The organism is Nordella sp. HKS 07 (assembly GCF_011046735.1).
GTDB lineage: Bacteria > Pseudomonadota > Alphaproteobacteria > Rhizobiales > Aestuariivirgaceae > Taklimakanibacter.
Map to the genome: position 1 here is coordinate 6,074,685 of NZ_CP049258.1, position 16,296 is coordinate 6,090,980.

At 62.1% G+C, this 16,296-nt stretch carries 14 protein-coding genes and 1 tRNA gene; 5 read left to right on the forward strand and 10 right to left on the reverse strand.

From position 1 onward, the window contains the following. Nucleotides 1–42: 42 nt before the first annotated feature. From G5V57_RS28605 to G5V57_RS28650, 10 genes are all read right to left on the reverse strand, one after another. A complete protein-coding gene (locus G5V57_RS28605; protein WP_165171737.1) occupies nucleotides 43–2,520 on the reverse strand; it encodes a hypothetical protein in 2,478 nt (825 codons plus the stop codon). A 23-nt stretch (nucleotides 2,521–2,543) separates the two neighbouring features. Continuing rightward, a complete protein-coding gene (locus tag G5V57_RS28610) occupies nucleotides 2,544–3,341 on the reverse strand; it encodes an MBL fold metallo-hydrolase (RefSeq protein WP_165171739.1) in 798 nt (265 codons plus the stop codon). Nucleotides 3,342–3,345: 4 nt separating this feature from the next. Beyond that, on the reverse strand, nucleotides 3,346–4,137 hold the full coding sequence (locus G5V57_RS28615; protein ID WP_165174311.1) for a TatD family hydrolase: 792 nt from the start codon (nucleotides 4,135–4,137) through the stop codon (nucleotides 3,346–3,348). After that, nucleotides 4,137–5,690 carry a methionine--tRNA ligase gene (gene metG, locus G5V57_RS28620; protein WP_165171741.1) on the reverse strand — a complete coding sequence of 518 codons (1,554 nt, stop codon included), beginning with the start codon at nucleotides 5,688–5,690 and terminating at the stop codon, nucleotides 4,137–4,139. The genes G5V57_RS28615 and metG overlap by 1 nt, the downstream gene beginning before the upstream one ends. A gap of 17 nt (nucleotides 5,691–5,707) precedes the next feature. Beyond that, nucleotides 5,708–6,736 (reverse strand): DNA polymerase III subunit delta', encoded by a 1,029-nt coding sequence (locus G5V57_RS28625; RefSeq protein ID WP_165171743.1) that lies wholly within the window; start codon nucleotides 6,734–6,736, stop codon nucleotides 5,708–5,710. After that, entirely contained in the window at nucleotides 6,733–7,365 is a 633-nt protein-coding gene (gene tmk, locus G5V57_RS28630) for a dTMP kinase (RefSeq protein WP_165171745.1), read from the reverse strand. Before tmk ends, G5V57_RS28625 begins: the two co-directional genes overlap by 4 nt. A 1-nt stretch (nucleotide 7,366) precedes the next feature. After that, entirely contained in the window at nucleotides 7,367–8,536 is a 1,170-nt protein-coding gene (locus G5V57_RS28635) for a D-alanyl-D-alanine carboxypeptidase family protein (RefSeq protein ID WP_165171747.1), read from the reverse strand. 67 nt (nucleotides 8,537–8,603) lie between these two features. After that, nucleotides 8,604–9,557, reverse strand: a complete 954-nt coding sequence (locus G5V57_RS28640; protein WP_165171749.1) for a septal ring lytic transglycosylase RlpA family protein — start codon at nucleotides 9,555–9,557, stop codon at nucleotides 8,604–8,606. Between the two features lie 388 nt (nucleotides 9,558–9,945). Beyond that, nucleotides 9,946–10,902: a tetratricopeptide repeat protein gene (locus G5V57_RS28645; protein WP_165171751.1), complete on the reverse strand. Its 957-nt coding sequence runs from the start codon at nucleotides 10,900–10,902 to the stop codon at nucleotides 9,946–9,948. Nucleotides 10,903–11,039: 137 nt separating this feature from the next. Continuing rightward, nucleotides 11,040–11,459: a DUF2147 domain-containing protein gene (locus G5V57_RS28650; RefSeq protein ID WP_165171753.1), complete on the reverse strand. Its 420-nt coding sequence runs from the start codon at nucleotides 11,457–11,459 to the stop codon at nucleotides 11,040–11,042. Between the two features lie 179 nt (nucleotides 11,460–11,638). Between G5V57_RS28650 and G5V57_RS28655 the strand changes: the two genes are divergently transcribed. The 5 genes from G5V57_RS28655 to G5V57_RS28675 all read left to right on the forward strand — a co-directional run bounded on the left by G5V57_RS28655 (nucleotide 11,639) and on the right by G5V57_RS28675 (nucleotide 16,246). Further along, nucleotides 11,639–11,728 (forward strand) — tRNA-Ser (locus G5V57_RS28655). A 375-nt stretch (nucleotides 11,729–12,103) separates the two neighbouring features. Then, nucleotides 12,104–12,970 carry a dienelactone hydrolase family protein gene (locus G5V57_RS28660; protein WP_246737410.1) on the forward strand — a complete coding sequence of 289 codons (867 nt, stop codon included), beginning with the start codon at nucleotides 12,104–12,106 and terminating at the stop codon, nucleotides 12,968–12,970. A gap of 256 nt (nucleotides 12,971–13,226) precedes the next feature. After that, a complete protein-coding gene (locus G5V57_RS35445) occupies nucleotides 13,227–13,448 on the forward strand; it encodes a DUF551 domain-containing protein (protein ID WP_165171755.1) in 222 nt (73 codons plus the stop codon). Between the two features lie 469 nt (nucleotides 13,449–13,917). Beyond that, nucleotides 13,918–15,273 (forward strand): DUF3300 domain-containing protein, encoded by a 1,356-nt coding sequence (locus G5V57_RS28670; RefSeq protein ID WP_165171757.1) that lies wholly within the window; start codon nucleotides 13,918–13,920, stop codon nucleotides 15,271–15,273. Continuing rightward, a complete protein-coding gene (locus G5V57_RS28675; protein ID WP_246737411.1) occupies nucleotides 15,215–16,246 on the forward strand; it encodes a DUF2950 domain-containing protein in 1,032 nt (343 codons plus the stop codon). Before G5V57_RS28670 ends, G5V57_RS28675 begins: the two co-directional genes overlap by 59 nt. Nucleotides 16,247–16,296 lie beyond the last annotated feature (50 nt).

The following is a 16,296-nucleotide window of genomic DNA, read 5'->3' on the forward strand; positions in this document are numbered from 1 at the left end:
TATATAGGGCGTTTTCCGTATCGATGCAAGACGCTGGGTAAGTTAGCGCGGAACCTCCTGCTTCGGCCAGGACGGGCTCGGGCATGTGCCCCCCGTCGTGTTCGTCTGGTCGTAGAAGTTCACGCAATCGAACCAGTATGGCGTCTGCGTCGCCCACGGCGTCGTGCCATAGCGCTCCTGCAACACCTCATAGGCCGCGCGCGAATACTTGCCATGCCCGCCATGCCAGTTGCAGCCATAGCGCGTCGCCTTGACCGCCAGAGCCAAGGCCTCCGCCGCGCCGTTGCGGGCATCGTTCCTGGGCGCCGCCTTGCCCCATTTGGTCGCCGCCGTCGCCAGCAGCTTGGGCGCGCTCGGCATGGCGCTCAGCGCCTTGATCTCGTTCCAGCTGACGCTCTTGACCACCGGATGGTCTTTGAGGACGCCATCGCGCTTCTCGGCCAGCGATGCCAGCGCGTCGGCCTCGATCACGGGCTCGAGCCGCTTGGCGGACCAGGATATGCGTGCGGTGTCGGTGAGACTGTCGAACTCGCCGCGCAGACCACCCAGCTGACGGTCCGGCTCGAACGGACACCACCAGTTCTTGTCATTGTGATCGAAGGAATCGAGCGCCGTGACATCGCCGCCGCCGGTCATCGTGATCGGCTCCCAGATGCCGGGTGCATTCACCAATATCCCCATGCGCGGCGTACGCAGTATGGTTAACAGCCGCTGGTTCGCCTCCTTGGCCTTGGGATAGTCGACCTTGACCTGATCGGCCACGGCCTTCACGTCCGGATTGAGCGCATAGAGCTCTTCGGTGAAAGACTTCTCCGGCACGCGGCCCCTGGCATAGAGCCTGGTCCAGGCGGTGCGGATCAGGAGTGCTCGCTCCTCGGGCGTGAACAAGGCCTCGTCCTTGGCCATCGCCCGCAGATCCTTGGCCGGCAAAAAGTTCAAAAGCGACAGGCCGGTCTTCACCGAGTCATGCGCCAGCGCCTTGTTCCATTGGGCGCGATCCTCCGCCGCCCACATGGCGATCTGGGCCAGCACATTGCGGCTGCCCTCATCCTTGTCGAGCGACGCCCACAAATCGTCGGTCAGCAGCCGGTCGCGGAATTTGCGCGCCTCCTCGACCATGCCCTGCCCCAGAATATATTGGCCGAGCGGCACGATCGCATTCTGCATATACGCCACAGAGCCCTTGACCGGATAGCTGGCGAGCCCGTCATAGGCTTCGTCGAACTTGCCGGCGAGCGCCGATACGCGTACCGCATGGGTGAGGAGCGTGCCGGCGGCCGCGGTTTCGGGCGCCGTGCCGCAGCTGTCGTTGGCCGCGCGCGCCGCGGCCACGGCCTTGTCCCACAGAGCCTTGCGGCTGGCATCGTCGGACTTGGCCTTCAGCGCCTCGATCACATCCTTGGCGAGCGGTGGCATGCCCGCCACGAGCGCCAGCGAGCGGTCGACCAGCGATTGCGTGCGTGCTTCCCATTTGGGCCCGATAACCTGCCAGGGTGCGCGCTCATAATATTCCTGCGTGCTCTGTCCGCCGATTATCCACGCCGCGATCGGATACTGGCGCGTGGCATCGACGATCGCCTTCGAGATGGTTGGATTTTCCGGCAGCGTGCCGTCGAGCCACCAGTCGTCGGCCTTGCCGCGGATGCCCCCGAACTCGATGTCATAGAGGGCGCGGCCATAGTCGCTGGCGAGCTGCGGCGAGGCCTGAATGTCCTTTGTCGGCTTGTCGAGGGCAGCGATGGTGCTGTTGATCAGCTCGGTCCAGCCGGGTGCGGTGTCCTCGAGATTGGAGATATAGCCGAGGAGCTCCTTGGTGATGCCGTGCACGCCGGCGAGCGAGGGATCGGCGAGGATCGCCTTGGCCTCGGCGCGCGCCTCGGCGAGCTGCTTTCCATTGGCGAGGATATTGGCGACCATGTAGCGCGCCGCTCCCTTGTGCGGCGAGCCAGAGGCGCCGATCGCCTTGTAGAGATCGAGCGCCTTGGTACGGTCGGTATAGAAGGCGAGCGAAGCCTGTTGATAGGCCCGGTCGGCCTCCTGCAGCTCCTTGACCGGAGACTGCTGGTCGGTCATGGGACCCGGCAGCTCGGCGATCTTCTCCCCGTCGCAGGCGGCCAACACCGCCAGCTGCACGGTGAGCCACTGCCTGACATAGGGACTTGTCTTTCCGAGATCAGCGATGCGCTTTTCGAGCACTTCGAGCGGATAGCCGAGGCGGCACTCATAGCCGTAGTAATTGGGCTGCTTCGCGTCGGGCGCGATCTCGGCGATGAGCTTCTTCAGCTTGTCGGCATTCTCCCAGGACGAGTACCCCCCGTAACTGGCATCGATCATCGGATCGCCGAGCCCCTTCAGCACGCGGTAGGTGCGGGCTGAAAACGGCTCACGCGCATAGCGGTCGACGGCTTCCGATATTTTTGCCGGATCGCGCGGCGAGCCGTCGGGACAGGCCTGCTGGGCGAGCAAGGGCGTGGAGCTGAAGGCCAACAAGGCGATCAGAGAAACAATCCGGCGGGACATGGCTCACTCCGTTGCAGGCTCTTTTATGACAGCGGCAGAATCATACCGTCATACGCCGGTTCGACATTCGGGGGAAGCATACGCGTCAACGTGGCGTAATCGAGATCGATATGCATGTTGGTGAGGACGGCGCGCTTAGGTTTCAACCGCTCGATCCAGGAGAGAGTTTCCGGCAGGCTGAAATGGCTCGGATGCGGAACCGGGCGCAAGGCGTCGACGATCCACAGATCGAGATCCTTAAGCGCTTCGAGACTGGCATCGGGAATACCGTTCAGGTCGGGCGTGTAGGCGACGCCGCCGAAGCGGAAGCCGAGGGCGTCGATATTGCCGTGATGGACGACGAAGGGCAGAGCGCTGATCTGCCCCCCCTTCCCCGCGATGGTGACGGTTTCGCCCGCCGTGATCCGGTTCAGCCGGAGGATGGGCGGATAGTCGCTGCCGGGCGCGTTGACGAAGCAATAGCCGAAGCGGCTGACCAGGAGATTGGCCGTCTTCTCATCCGCCCATATCGGGATCAGATGGCGCTGCCTCAGATAGAAAGCGCGCAACTCGTCGATGCCATGGGTGTGATCGGCATGCTCATGGGTGAAGAGCACGGCGTCGATCGCATCCGTGCCGGTGGTCAGCACCTGATCGCGCAGATCGGGCGAGGTGTCGATGAGGACGCGCGTGAGGCCCGCCTCGTCCTCACGGCTGACCAGGATCGAGCAGCGCCGCCGCCGGCTTTTAGGGTTGGCCGGATCACACGTGCCCCAGTTATTGCCGATGCGCGGCACACCACCCGATGAGCCGCAGCCCAGTATGGTGATGGCGCCATTCACCGACTTACGGAGCCCAGCTCGGCTTCGGCACCTTGCCGAACAGCGCGAAGAAGTTGCCGCTGGTGATCCTCGCCAACTCCGCCGTCGTGACGCCTTTGACTTCCGCAAGTTTCTCGAGCGTCTTCACGACGAAGGCCGGCTCGTTCGTCTTGCCGCGATAGGGCACCGGCGCCAGATAGGGCGCGTCCGTCTCGACCAGCAGTTTGTCCATCGGCACCTCGCGCGCGGTGTCGCGAATGTCCTCGGCGTTCTTGTAGGTGAGGATGCCGGAGAAGGAGACATAGGCGCCGAGCGCCAGGCCGCGCCGCGCCAGCTCCACCTTGGACGAGAAGCAATGGAGCAGCGGCTTGAAGGCGCCCTTGCTCATCTCCTCCTCGAGGATCGCAGCGGTATCGGCCTCGGCCGAGCGGCTGTGGATGACGAGCGGCAGACCGGTCTCGCGCGCCGCCTCGGAATGGACGCGGAAGCTCATCGCCTGTGCATCGCGCGGGCTATGGTCGTAATGATAATCGAGCCCCGCCTCGCCGATGCCGACGACCTTGGGATGACGCGCGATGTCGACCAGTTCCTCAGCCGTCACATCCGGCTCCTCGGCGGCATTATGGGGATGCGTGCCGATGGTGCAGTAGACATTCTCGTTGCGCTCCGCGAGCGCGAGGATCTGCTCGAATTTCCGCACCCGGGTGCCGATCGAGAGCATCAGCCTGACGCCCGCCTCCTCGGCACGCCCCAAGACGCCGGAAAGGTCCTCGGTGAGGCCCGGATAGTCGAGATGGCAATGGCTGTCGACGACGATCATGCCGAGGCGGAGCTCTCGGCCTCTTCCACATAGCGCGGAAAGACGCCCTGGGGTGCGGGCAGCGCCGTGCCCGACGCGAGCCTGCCTTGGCTCCCCAGCGCGCTGAAGTCGCGCCTGTCGGCCGGAACCGCCAGGAGATCGAGCAGCCGCGCCGCCGAGGCCGGCATATAGGGCTGCACCAGGATGCCGACCTGGCGAATGATTTCCGCCGTCACATAGAGGACCGTGCCCATGCGCTCAGGATCGGTCTTCTTCAGCGCCCAGGGTTCCTGGCTCGCGAAATAGCGGTTGGCGTCCGCCACGACCTTCCAGATCGCATCGAGCGCCTTGTTGATCGCCTGGACGTCATGCTGGGTCCGACACTCGGCCAGAAGGGCATCCGTCGCCGCGAGGATCGCCTGATCCTCGGCGCTGAGCGGTCCCATTACCGGCACCTTGCCGGCGCAGTTCTTGCCGATCATCGACAGCGACCGCTGCGCCAGATTGCCGAGATCATTGGAGAGATCGGCATTGATGCGGGCGATGATCGCCTCGTGGCTGTAATTGCCGTCCTGGCCGAAGGGCACTTCGCGCAGGAAGAAATAGCGCACCTGGTCGACGCCGTAACGTCCGACGAGCTCAGCCGGCGAGATGACGTTGCCGACCGATTTCGACATCTTCTCGCCGCGGTTGAACAGGAAGCCATGGCCGAAGACGCGCTTGGGCAAGGTCAAGCCGGCCGACATCAGGAAGGCGGGCCAGTAGACCGCGTGGAAGCGCACGATGTCCTTGCCGATGATGTGGATGTCGGCGGGCCAATAATGGTTGCGCGGGCCCTTGTCGGGCCAGCCGGTGGCCGAGAGATAGTTTATCAGCGCGTCGAGCCACACATAAATGATGTGGCCTTTGGCACCCGGCACCGGGATTCCCCAGCCGAAGGTCGTGCGCGAAACGGAGAGGTCCTGCAGGCCACCTTTGACAAAGCTCATCACCTCGTTGCGCCGCTCGGAAGGCCCGATGAAATCCGGTTGATCGGCATAGAGCTTGAGGAGCTTGTCCTGATAGGCGGACAATCTGAAGAAATAGCTCTCCTCCTCCACCCACTCGACCGGCGTGTCGGTCTTGGTCGAGAACTTCTTGCCGCCGCGATCCTCGATCTCATCCTCGCCGTAAAAGGCCTCGTCGCGCACCGAGTACCAGCCGGCGTATTTCGACAGATAGATGTCGCCCGCTTCCTCGAGACGCTTCCACAACGCGGTGACGGTCTTCTTGTGCCGCGCCTCGGTGGTGCGGATGAAATCGTCATTCGAGCAGCCGAGCTCAGCCACCATGTCCTTGAAGAGCTGCGCCATCTCGTCGACGAACTCGGCGGCGCTGCGGCCCTGCTTTCCCGCCGTCTGTTCGATTTTCTGGCCGTGCTCGTCAGTGCCGGTCAGGAACATCACATCATAGCCGTCGAGCCGCTTGAAGCGCGCAAGCGCATCCGTGGCCAGAACCTCATAGGCGTGGCCGATATGGGGAGCGCCATTCGGATAGGAAATGGCGGTGGTAATGTAGAACTTCTCTTTCACGCGAAAATCTCGAATAATTATGCGGCCTTAGCGGATCCGAGAACGGTGAGCGCATCAAGGATCGTCTGGCGGCGGTCGAGGTTTAGGGCATTTGCCAAGCGAATGGAATGGCCGATCTCCTCATGCGCGCGGGCGAAAGCCGCCCCCTCTCCGGCAAGCGCCGACCGCCGCGCCAGGTCGGCAACATGGGTGAGCAACAGCTCGCAGAAGATTGCATAATCCTCCGCCATGTCGCGCCCCTGAAGCCCATCCGCGATGGATATTTTTGCAGCAAGATCAATCCTCTGCGCACGAGACATCATCTGGCGGAAGAGGTCGAAATATTTCGCCCCTTGCGAGGTGAGAAGCTCGAGCGCCCGTCCCGGACTGCCTTTTGACAGCTGCGCGGCGCGGTTCAGGTCCTCGGGCTTGTGCTCGCCCATCGTCTCCAGCACGGCGATCGTCTCGGCCTCCCTCAACGGGCTGAGATCGAGGCGCAGGCAGCGCGAGCGGATGGTGGGCAGGAGCCGGCCCGCCTGGTGGCTCACCAGGATGAACAGCGACCGCGCCGGCGGCTCTTCGAGGATCTTGAGGAGCGCATTGGCGGATTCAGTATTGAGATCCTCCGCAGCGTCAACGATGCAGATGCGCCAGCCCCCCTCGCCTGCGGTGCGCCCAAAGAAGGCGGACGCCTTGCGTACGTCGTCGACCGCGATCTCACTCTTGAGCCGCTCGGCTTTCGCGTCATAGGCGCGCTCAAGGGAAATCAGGTCGGCATGGCCGCGCGAGGCAATCCGATGCGCGACCGGCGCCTCGGCCGGAATGTAAAGGCTCGTCCGCTCGCCCGTCAGACGCGGATCGGGAAAGGAGAGCAGAAAGCGCGCCAGGCGGTAGGCCAAGGTCGCCTTGCCGATGCCGCGCGGTCCGGCGAAGAGCCAGCCATGATGCATCCGGCCCGACCGGTATTGCCGCAGCAGCGTCTCTTCCGCCGCCTGATGGCCCTTGAGATCGGTGCGCCGGCGCGGATGGAGCGGACCTTCGCGCGGATCTTCGGCGTCGTCGCTCATGCCGCCCCCGGGACCTCTGCCACGGCGCGCCGGATGTCTTCGGCCACCGCTTCATAAGGGCGGCTCGAATCGATGACGCGGCAGCGCGCGGGCTCCTTCGCGGCGATCTGAATAAACGCTTCACGCAGCTTGCGGTGGAAATCGAGCCCTTTCTTCTCGAAGCGGTCCTCGTCGCTGGCACCACGACCCCTGGCGCGCCTCAGCCCGATTTCCGGATCGACATCGAGTATGATCGTGAGCTGCGGGCGCGTGCGGCCAACTATGCTGCGCTCCAGCATGTCGATCAGCGCCATGTCGCCGCCGCCGGCATGGCCCTGATAGGCCCGGCTCGAGTCCATGAAACGGTCGCACAGAACGAGATCGCCGCGCGTCAAGGCCGGACGGATCGTCTCGCGCAGATGCGAATCGCGCGCCGCGTAATTGAGGAGCGCCTCGGCATCGGCAGACCAGCGCCCGACCTCTCCGGTGACGAGCAGCGCCCGCACCTCTTCAGCGCCGGGCGAGCCGCCAGGCTCGCGCGTCAGGACGACGCTCCTGCCGCTCTTGCGCAGGCTTTCGGCCAGGTTCCGGGCATGTGAACTCTTGCCGGTGCCCTCGCCGCCCTCGAAGGTGATAAAGATGCCCGACATATCAGCCGCCGAAGACCATGTAGACCATGCTGTCCCAGGCTTTCAGCCACATGGAGTTGACCGCGCCGATCTCGGCCGCGGTCTCGAGCGGAAACTCGGCCAGGGTGCGGCCGTCGAGATTGAATTCGATCGTGCCTGCTTTCGTGCCTGGCTTCACCGGCGCCATCAGGGGGCCGTCATAGCGTAGATCGACCGTGACCTTCTGCTGTTCGACCGAGGAAAGCATCAGCCAAATATCCTTGCGCGTCACGAGATCCACCCAGCGTGTCTCGCCGCCCCACACACGGGCCCGTCCGACCCTGTCATTGGCGCTGTAGACCTCGATGGGACGGAACTGCTTGAAGCCCCAATCGAGGATCTTCTGCGCCTCGCGCCGGCGCTCCTCGAGCGTCGCGGCGCCGGCGACCACCAGAACGAGCCGGCGCCCGTCGCGCATCGCCGAGCCGACCAGATTGTAGCCCGCCTCCTTGGTATAACCGGTCTTCATGCCGTCGGCGCCTGGGTAGTCGACCAGCAGAGGATTGCGATTCTTCTGCATGATCTTGTTCCAGGTGAAGGAAGGCTGGCTATAGTAGTGATAATATTCGGGATAAGCCTTGACGATGTACTGCGCCAGGATCGCGAGCTCGCGCGCCGTCATGAGATGCTCAGGGTCCGGCAACCCCGTTGAATTGCGGAAGACCGATTTGGTGAGCCCAAGCTCGCGGGCGCGCCGCGTCATCTGCTCGGCGAAGGCTTGCTCCGATCCAGCCATGCCTTCGGCGACCGCGATGCAGCCGTCATTGGCCGACTGCACGATGATGCCCTGGATGAGATCCGACAGCTTCACCCGCGAATTAAGCGCCGCATACATGGTCGAGCCACCGGACGGCGCCCCGCCCCGGCGCCAGGCATCCTCGCTGATCAGGAACTCCTGATCCATGGTGAGCTTGCCTGCCTTCAGCGCGTCGAAGATCAGGATCGCCGTCATGAGCTTGCTCGTGCTGGCCGGCGCGATCAGCTGATCGGCGTTCTTTTCAAAGAAGACATTGCCGGTGCGCGCATCGACGAGGATGGCCGTCGGCACCGTCGTGTCGAGCGGCGGCGGCAGCGGCGGCGGCGTCTGCGCAACGGTACCGGTGACGATGAGCAGTATGCCGCAGAGAATGGCAAGCAGGCGATGAGTGATCATGGAAGGGGAAGCTAGGAGCCTCCCCAGCCGAAATCAACTGTCACGGCAGTTTAAGTGCTTGTGGAGACTACAAGGAGGCATTCGCCATGATGAGCCGCGCATCGGGATGACCGAGGTCGACGGCCTGCCGCAGCGCGACCTGCGCCTGGCCCTCATTGGTTATCGGCCCGATGCGGACGCGATAGAGCGGCCCGGCCGAGCCCATGAGTTCCTGGACCTGGACCGGTCCCGAGTTCTCGAGCTCCTCACGGGCGCGCTGCGCGTTATAAGGATCGGCGAACGAGCCGACCTGCACGAAATACTCGGGCGATTGATAGTCGTTCGTCGCCGAGGCGATGGTCGCCTTAGGACCCTGATAGACCGGCGCAGGGGTGAAGGATGGCGCCGTCGAGGCGACCTGGATTCCGCCGCCGCCACCGATGTCGCCATTGGCCGCCGCCATCATCTGTCGCAAGGGCGTGCCGTTTTGCAGTTCGCGATTCATCGCGGCGAGATGCTGGCCCTGATCATTGAGCGGCGCCGGTCCGATATATTGGACGCGTACTTGCGCCTTGCCTTGCGGCTTGAAGCCCAGGACCTCGGCCGAGCGGCGCGACATATCGATGATACGGGTGCCGACGAAGGGCCCACGATCGTTGATGCGCACGACGACATTGCGGCCATTCTGGAGGTTGGTGACCTTGGCATAGCTCGGCAGCGGCAGGGTCGCATGCGCCGCGGTCAGTTCGTTCATGTCGAACCATTCGCCGTTCGACGTCATGCGGCGATGGAACTGCGGTCCGTACCAGGAGGCGACGCCGGTCTTGTCGTAGCTGGGCTGTTCCTTTGGCGTGAACCAATTGCCGGCCACTTCATAGGGCTTGCCGACATGATAACGCCCTCCCCCCTTCGGCAGAGGGCCGGACTTCGCATAATAGGGGCTGCCGACGCCGGCGAACGGATCCTTCTTTGCCGATGAGCATCCGGCCACGATCAGGCCAATGGCGATGATTGCAGCCGAAGATTGAAGCAGCCGACGCATATAGACACTTCCCCACTCGCGGGCCCCCCGGCCCGATGCGCTCCACGCGCGTAGGAAGTTTTGCTGTCCCGCCCGTAAAGGCGGCGTTCACAGACATGGTTAACGAATGACGAAAATGCCGAATTTCGGCTTCCTCGGCCGGGCCGCACCGAGATGTTGGACCACGACGCTCCCGTCCATCTGCGCCACCCCGCACTCTCACGAAGCAGGTTTTATCGGATACAGGGTAGAAACAGGGTAAAATGCGAAAAGCGCTCCTTTTCGAAACTCTGTCTACCTCAATATCCGCTCCAGCTCTTTGATGTGCGCATCGGAATATCCGCGAACCGCTTCGCGCTTCTCGGTCCGATATGATCCAGGGCCCAGTTTTTTGTATCCCGCGCCGGGGTTAGCCGCCGGATGAGTCGGACTGGACCTTTTTCTGCGGGGTGGGAATCGGCGCGGCCGCCGGCTCCTCGGGCTTCGCCTCAGGAGGCTTGGCGTCGAGCGGATTGGCGGCGCTGAGCGGCGGCGGGCTATCGTCCGTCTGGGCGGCGGGCTGCTCTTCAGGCGCGGCGGCTGGCGTCGTCACGCCAAGCTGATCGGGCTTGGCGGCCGCGGGCTCGACGGCCGGCGCGCCGCCCGATTGGATGACCTGCGGCTCGAGGCGCTTTTCGCTTTTGGCGGCGGCTTCGTTGCCCTTGGCCGCGGCCTGCTTGTAGAGGAAGAGCGCCTTGGGCAGATCCTGCTCGGTGCCCCAGCCCTTCTCATAGAGGCCGCCCAGATTGTTCATGCCCCAGTCATAGCCCTGGTTGGACGAACGCTCGAACAGCTCGAAGGCTTTGCCGTAGTCCTGCTCGACACCCTTTCCGCCCAGATACATGAGGCCGAGATTGTTCTCGGCGATGGCGAGCTTGCTGTCGGCGGCCTTCTGGTACCATTCGACAGCGGCCTTCTCATCCTGCTTCACGCCGAGCCCGTGCTGATAGCAGTAGCCGAGCCAGTTCTGCGCCTCGACATGACCTTTCTTGGCGGCGGCCTGATAGAGCTTGAAGGCGCGCTCGGGGTTCTTCTTGAGGCCGGTCGCCCCTTCATGGAACAGCGTCGCCAGCCTGTACTGGGCATCGACATTTCCCTGATCGGCGGCCTTGCCATACCATTTCGACGCCTCGAGCTTGCTTTCCTTGGCACCTTCGCCCTTCTCATAGGCCTGGGCCACGGCGATCTGCGCCTCTTCGTCGCCAGCCTTGGCGAGCGCCATCTTCTTACTGAACGGAAGGGTGTCGAGCGTCTGGGCGAAAGCGCTCAGCGACGCCACGACGGCGAAGCTCATGCCGGCAAGAGCAAGACCCAACTTTCGTTTCATGCACGAACTCCCAGTCTCGAAATCTAAGCAGACCCTGAGTCTGGGTAAGAAATGTGTCAGCACTCTGGCTGGCGCCTGATCCTCGGATCAGTGGCGCGCGCGGATGCCGGATCGCGGGCGCCCCGAAGCGGTGTCGCTCAGTTGAGCTTCCTGAACGTGTTGGTCTTGCAGAAGATGCCGGCGACGCAGCCCTTCAGCTTCATGGTGTTGCCGTTGAGCGTCATGGTGGCGCTGTAGGTGCGGCCGTCATCGGCATTGTAAATATTGCCGGCCCAGGTGTTGTCGCCGGTCGGCTTCATGTTGCTGAGCACCGCGAGCCCCATCAGCGGGCGGTCACGCAAGGCGGGATTCTTGTTGTACTTGTCGATCTTCGGCTTGCCGTCCTTGTAGGTGGGCTCCTTAAGGCCGACGATATTGGCGCAGACTTCGGCGCCGCACTGGCGGACTTTCACGGTCACTTTGCCGTTGTCCAGACGCCATGTGCCTGACGGATCTGCCGCCAGGGCAAAGCCGGTTGTGGCCAACAGTCCGAGAACGGCGAGGCTGATGGTTCTCATGGTCGATCTCCAGGTCGTTGTGCTGAGTTGGGGACAATATGCCGGTCCCCCTGGCTTGTCACAAGGGCATGCATGTCAGTTTAGCCGGCTGCGTGGCAAGATCGTGTCCGATTTTGGGCAGACCCGGCGGCCGGAGGCCCCTTGCGCCCCAGGCCAGCAATGCTATGTGTCGGCGCGACGGAGAGGTGGCAGAGCGGTCGATTGCGGCGGTCTTGAAAACCGTTGAGGGTTCACGCCCTCCGGGGGTTCGAATCCCTCCCTCTCCGCCACTTCAGTACAGAACTGGGCACGCCGAAAGCCGCCGATTATCCGCCTCCGATTGCGGGCGGGCGTTGCGAATCTTTTGGCGCAATAGCAGATGCCGGTCAGGAGTGTGGGGTCGCTGACCACGCGCGCAGGCGACACCTTGGGAAAGCACGCCTTGAGCCGCGCTGAACCGTGTCGAAAGTTTCCCGGTCGATCAGCGGCGGCACTTCCTCAACCACGATCTCACTTTACGGCTTCAGTTCCTTAGCCTTGGTGCGCTTGTCGAACTCAAGTTCGCGGCAATGGCAAGCCCGGGAGGCGGCAAAAGACCCCGCATCGGTGTTGGACCGCATTTCTAAAAGCGCGTAAGCTACTCGACGCAGCTTGAGGAGGCTCCGATGTTCAGTATTGGAAATCGGACAACTCTCGATCTTTTGGCCGATATACAGCCGCATGCAGAGATGAGCCGTAGAAGGTTCCTCGCCCAGGCCACAAAAACCATCGGAACGCTCCCTGTTCTGGCCACTTTGCCGGGGATGCTGCTCTCCGATGCGATAGCCGCTCAAGTCGCCCCCGATGATCCGCGCGTCAGAACCGAAAGGCTGTCGATACAAGAAAAATGGGGGAAGCTCGATTGCTATCTCGCCCGCCCAAGCGGAGATGTCGGGGCTCTGCCCGGCATAATTGTCGCTCACGACAAGCTCGGGCTGACGCCTCACTTTGAGGATATGGCCCGCCGATTTGCTCTCGAGGGATTTGTCGCGATAGCCCCCGACTATGCCTCGCGCTTTGGGGGCACACCAAGCGAGCCCGGACCGGCTTTGGAAATTGTCGGGATGACAACGTCACCCGACATGACCACCGATACACAGACGGCGATGCTCCAGCTAAATGAGATCGGGGCAAAGAAACTTGGTGCGGTTGGATACGGATTAGGCGGAACAGCCGTCGGTTATGCGGCTGCGAGATTGCCCGATCTGATGGCTGTTACGCTCTATTATGGACATCCAACGCCTCTGGCGGACATTGGCCGCCTCAAGGCGCCACTCCTGATCAATCTTGCCGGCAAGGATCAATTTGTCGACCCGGAGATCCCGGGCTTCGTTGAAGCGATGAAGAAGACCGGGGTGAAATTCGAGCTGTATACTTACGAAGGCACGGTGCGAGGATTTGATGACGATAGCGCCCCAACGAATTATTCGGCTGACGCAGCGAGGCTCGCCTGGTCACGCACACTCACCTTCTTGAAATCGGCACTTGTCTGAGGTGATTTTGCCGGTGCGCGCAAATCTTCCTTCATTGCCCTCGCCGCCTCAGCGGACTGATCGACCTGCCCTGATGCATCAGGTCGAATGCATTGTTGCTATTGTCGGGCAGCATCGCGTCATCGGGTCAAACAAAAAATTCTTCGCGTGAGCAGCAATATCATTTGCTCATGACCGGCGAGCGATCTGTTACGCTAAGCGGCGCTCAGCCGGGAGTGCAGGCTAGTGACTCCTGGCCCACGGCAAGAGGACACATATGGGAACGTGGAAGCCAATCGAGACCGCCCCCTTGATAAGGGACGAACGCATTCTGATCTGCAATATCACGGCATCGACCTACCGCGAATCCGGACCGACCATCGGATGGTTCACCGGAAAATACTACGAAGATGGGGACCCGATCTTTGAAAATCACGACACATTAATAGAAGCTACTCATTGGATGCCCTTGCCCGATCCTCCATCAAGACAGACCTAGATGAAAACACCGCGCAGAAGGTCTTCGTCGGCGTCTCTGATTGACCCTGGCGGTGCGCCCAAGTCTCCTCCTCCTGCCCCACACTGATCACTTCGACCGAATTTATGCGACGGCCTTGCCTGCGGGCTACACCCCCAGGCGCTCCGCGCAGAGGCGCGACAGGTGTAATTCGTGACGAGCCCCCGCGGAATTACCAGGTCTCGCATATCCCTCGGTACCGTGTTATAAAAAACCCGGGGGCATCAGACGTTTCGCCGGGTAGGTTGCGATCATGAGTGTTTTGATGACGCTGACAGCCCCTATCATGACACGAGCGCAGGTTCCCCTTTTGCATATGCAAATGCGGAAACCACTATCATTTGTTGTCGATGAGACTTTTTGGTTTAAGGCCGCCGAATACCGGGCATTTTGATAAGTCCTGGTTCTGTCGGCCGCCGCGTTGCCGCCAATTCGTTCGGAGGGTCGAAGCATGTCACTGATCAGCCACATCAAGTCAATTGGCCTGACCGTTGCCACGATCACGATCTTCATGGCCCAGGATCCCGCCATCCCATGGGCGCAGGAGTTTGGACCGACGCCGGCCGCGGCCCAGGCCAGCGAGTCGCAGGCCCTCTCAGCCGACCAGCTTGAAACCCTCGTCGCGCGCATTGCGCTTTACCCGGATGATCTGGTGGCGCTTGTCATGGCCTCCTCCCTTTACCCCCTACAGCTCGTTCAGGCCAATCGCTACCTCTCCGACGTCAAGACCAAGCCGGACCTCAAACCGGACCCGGATTGGGACGGCAGCGTTATCGCGCTGCTCAACTACCCGGACATCATCAAGATGATGAATGACGATCTCAAATGGACCGAGCAGCTGGGCGACGCGGTGGTCAGCCAGCAGAAAGACCTTCTGGTGGCCGTCCAGGAACTGCGCGACCGGGCCGTGGCGAGCGGCGTCCTGAAGTCAGACAGCAAGGTTACCATTCAGGAGCAGAATGACAATGTGATCATCACACCGGCGAAGAAGGAAGCGACGTATGTGCCGCAATATGACCCGGCCATTCTAAGCCCGACTTATGTTTATGAGGAAGGCGCTCCCCCGCCCGTCTATTATGGCGACCCCTACCCCTCCTACTATTATCCCTACGCGCCCTATTGGCCTGGATTTTTCACCGGCATGTTCTGGGGCGCGGCGATCGACTGGGACGACTGGCATTCCTGGGGCGGCGATGTCGACATCGATATCGACATCAACAATATGCGCGACCGCGTCGAGCACTGGGACAGGAACAACCTCAACAACATCAACTGGGACAGAAACAAGTTCAACTTCGACCGGGACACGATCAACAATCGCCTGAGGGAAAACAATCGCGATCGGCTCGATCGCAAGGGTGACCGCGGCAATCGTGTTCAAAATTTGCCCGCCGGCGGCAACAGGATCTCGGGCAACGATGTAAGACGTGATGTGCAGCAGGGCTTGAAGAAGCAGGCTCAGCAAAGACCTGCAAATGCGGGAAACCGCAAGCCGGGGCAAGGTGCCAATCGTCCTTCCACCAGGCCCAGCCAGGGTGCGAAGGCTGCGCAGAGAAACAAGGGCGGCGGCGCCGGCAACCGGGCCGCGCAGCGCCCCGCCTCCAAGGTCGACAGGCGTCCCAAGCAGATGTCCGGTCTGGGTGACTATGACCGGGGACGCGCGACCAAGCAGTATTCCAAGCGGGGGCAAGCCAGTCGTGGCGGCAGAGGAGGCTATGGCGGCGGCCAGAAGATAAGGCGACCCAGCGGTGGGCGCGGCAGAGGCGGTGGCGGCCGAGGCGGTGGCGGCCGTGGCGGACGCCGCTGAGCCTCACGTCCTGATACATACTGCTTCTGGGAGACTGACCATGTATCGCAAGACACTCATCTTACTCTTCGTGGCAGCGTTGCTCTGCGGAACCGCCGGCATTCCCCTCGCCAACGCCGCGCCATCGCTCGACAGGTTCTTCGGCGCCCAACCGCAGACCTTCACGGAACCTTCCGCGGCCATTGACGCATTTAAGGCAAAGATGATCGCGAAGGACGTGCCTGGTCTGGCACAGATCATCGGCCTCAATGCGGAAGCGATCGCCAAGACCGAAGATTTCGACAAACGATTGACGGAGTTGCAGATGGCCACAAAGGAAAAGGTCGAAGTCAAGGAGACGAAACCGGATCGTCGCGAAATTCTGCTGGGCAACCTGTTGTGGCCCTTTCCCTTCCCGCTGGTGAAGGGCGAGAAGGGCTGGCAGTTCAACACCGAGGAAGGCCTTGAGGAAATACTGGCCCGCCGCATTGGCGAAAACGAGCTCGAAACGATCGAGACTTCCCGAAACTACTTATTGGCGCAACAAGATTACGCGAGCGAGGATCGTGACGACGACAATGTGCTCGAATTCGCGCAGAAACTCATGAGCACCGCAGGAACTCATGATGGGCTTTTTTGGCCCGCTGATGACGACGGAGAAAGCCCCGCCGGTCCCTTTGTGGTCGAGGCGAAAATCGGGCAAACCGGCGCTCCCCCTGATCAGGGCTATTTCGGATATCGCTTCCGCATTCTCAGGGGACAGGGCGATAACGTTGCCGGCGGCCGATATGACTATGTGATCAATGGCAACATGATTGCGGGTTATGCGCTGATTGCCTGGCCGGCGCGATATGGCGAAACGGGTATCAAGACGTTTCTCATCAGCCATCACGGTGGGGTTTATGAGAAGGACCTGGGCCCCGGCACTGCGACGATCGTCGAGAAGATCAGGCGCTTCAATCCCGACAAGACCTGGAACGAGGTTCCAGATTAGAACATCGCCACAAGCGGCGGAAGTTGCCAAACGGGAACGCGGGCGGCGTT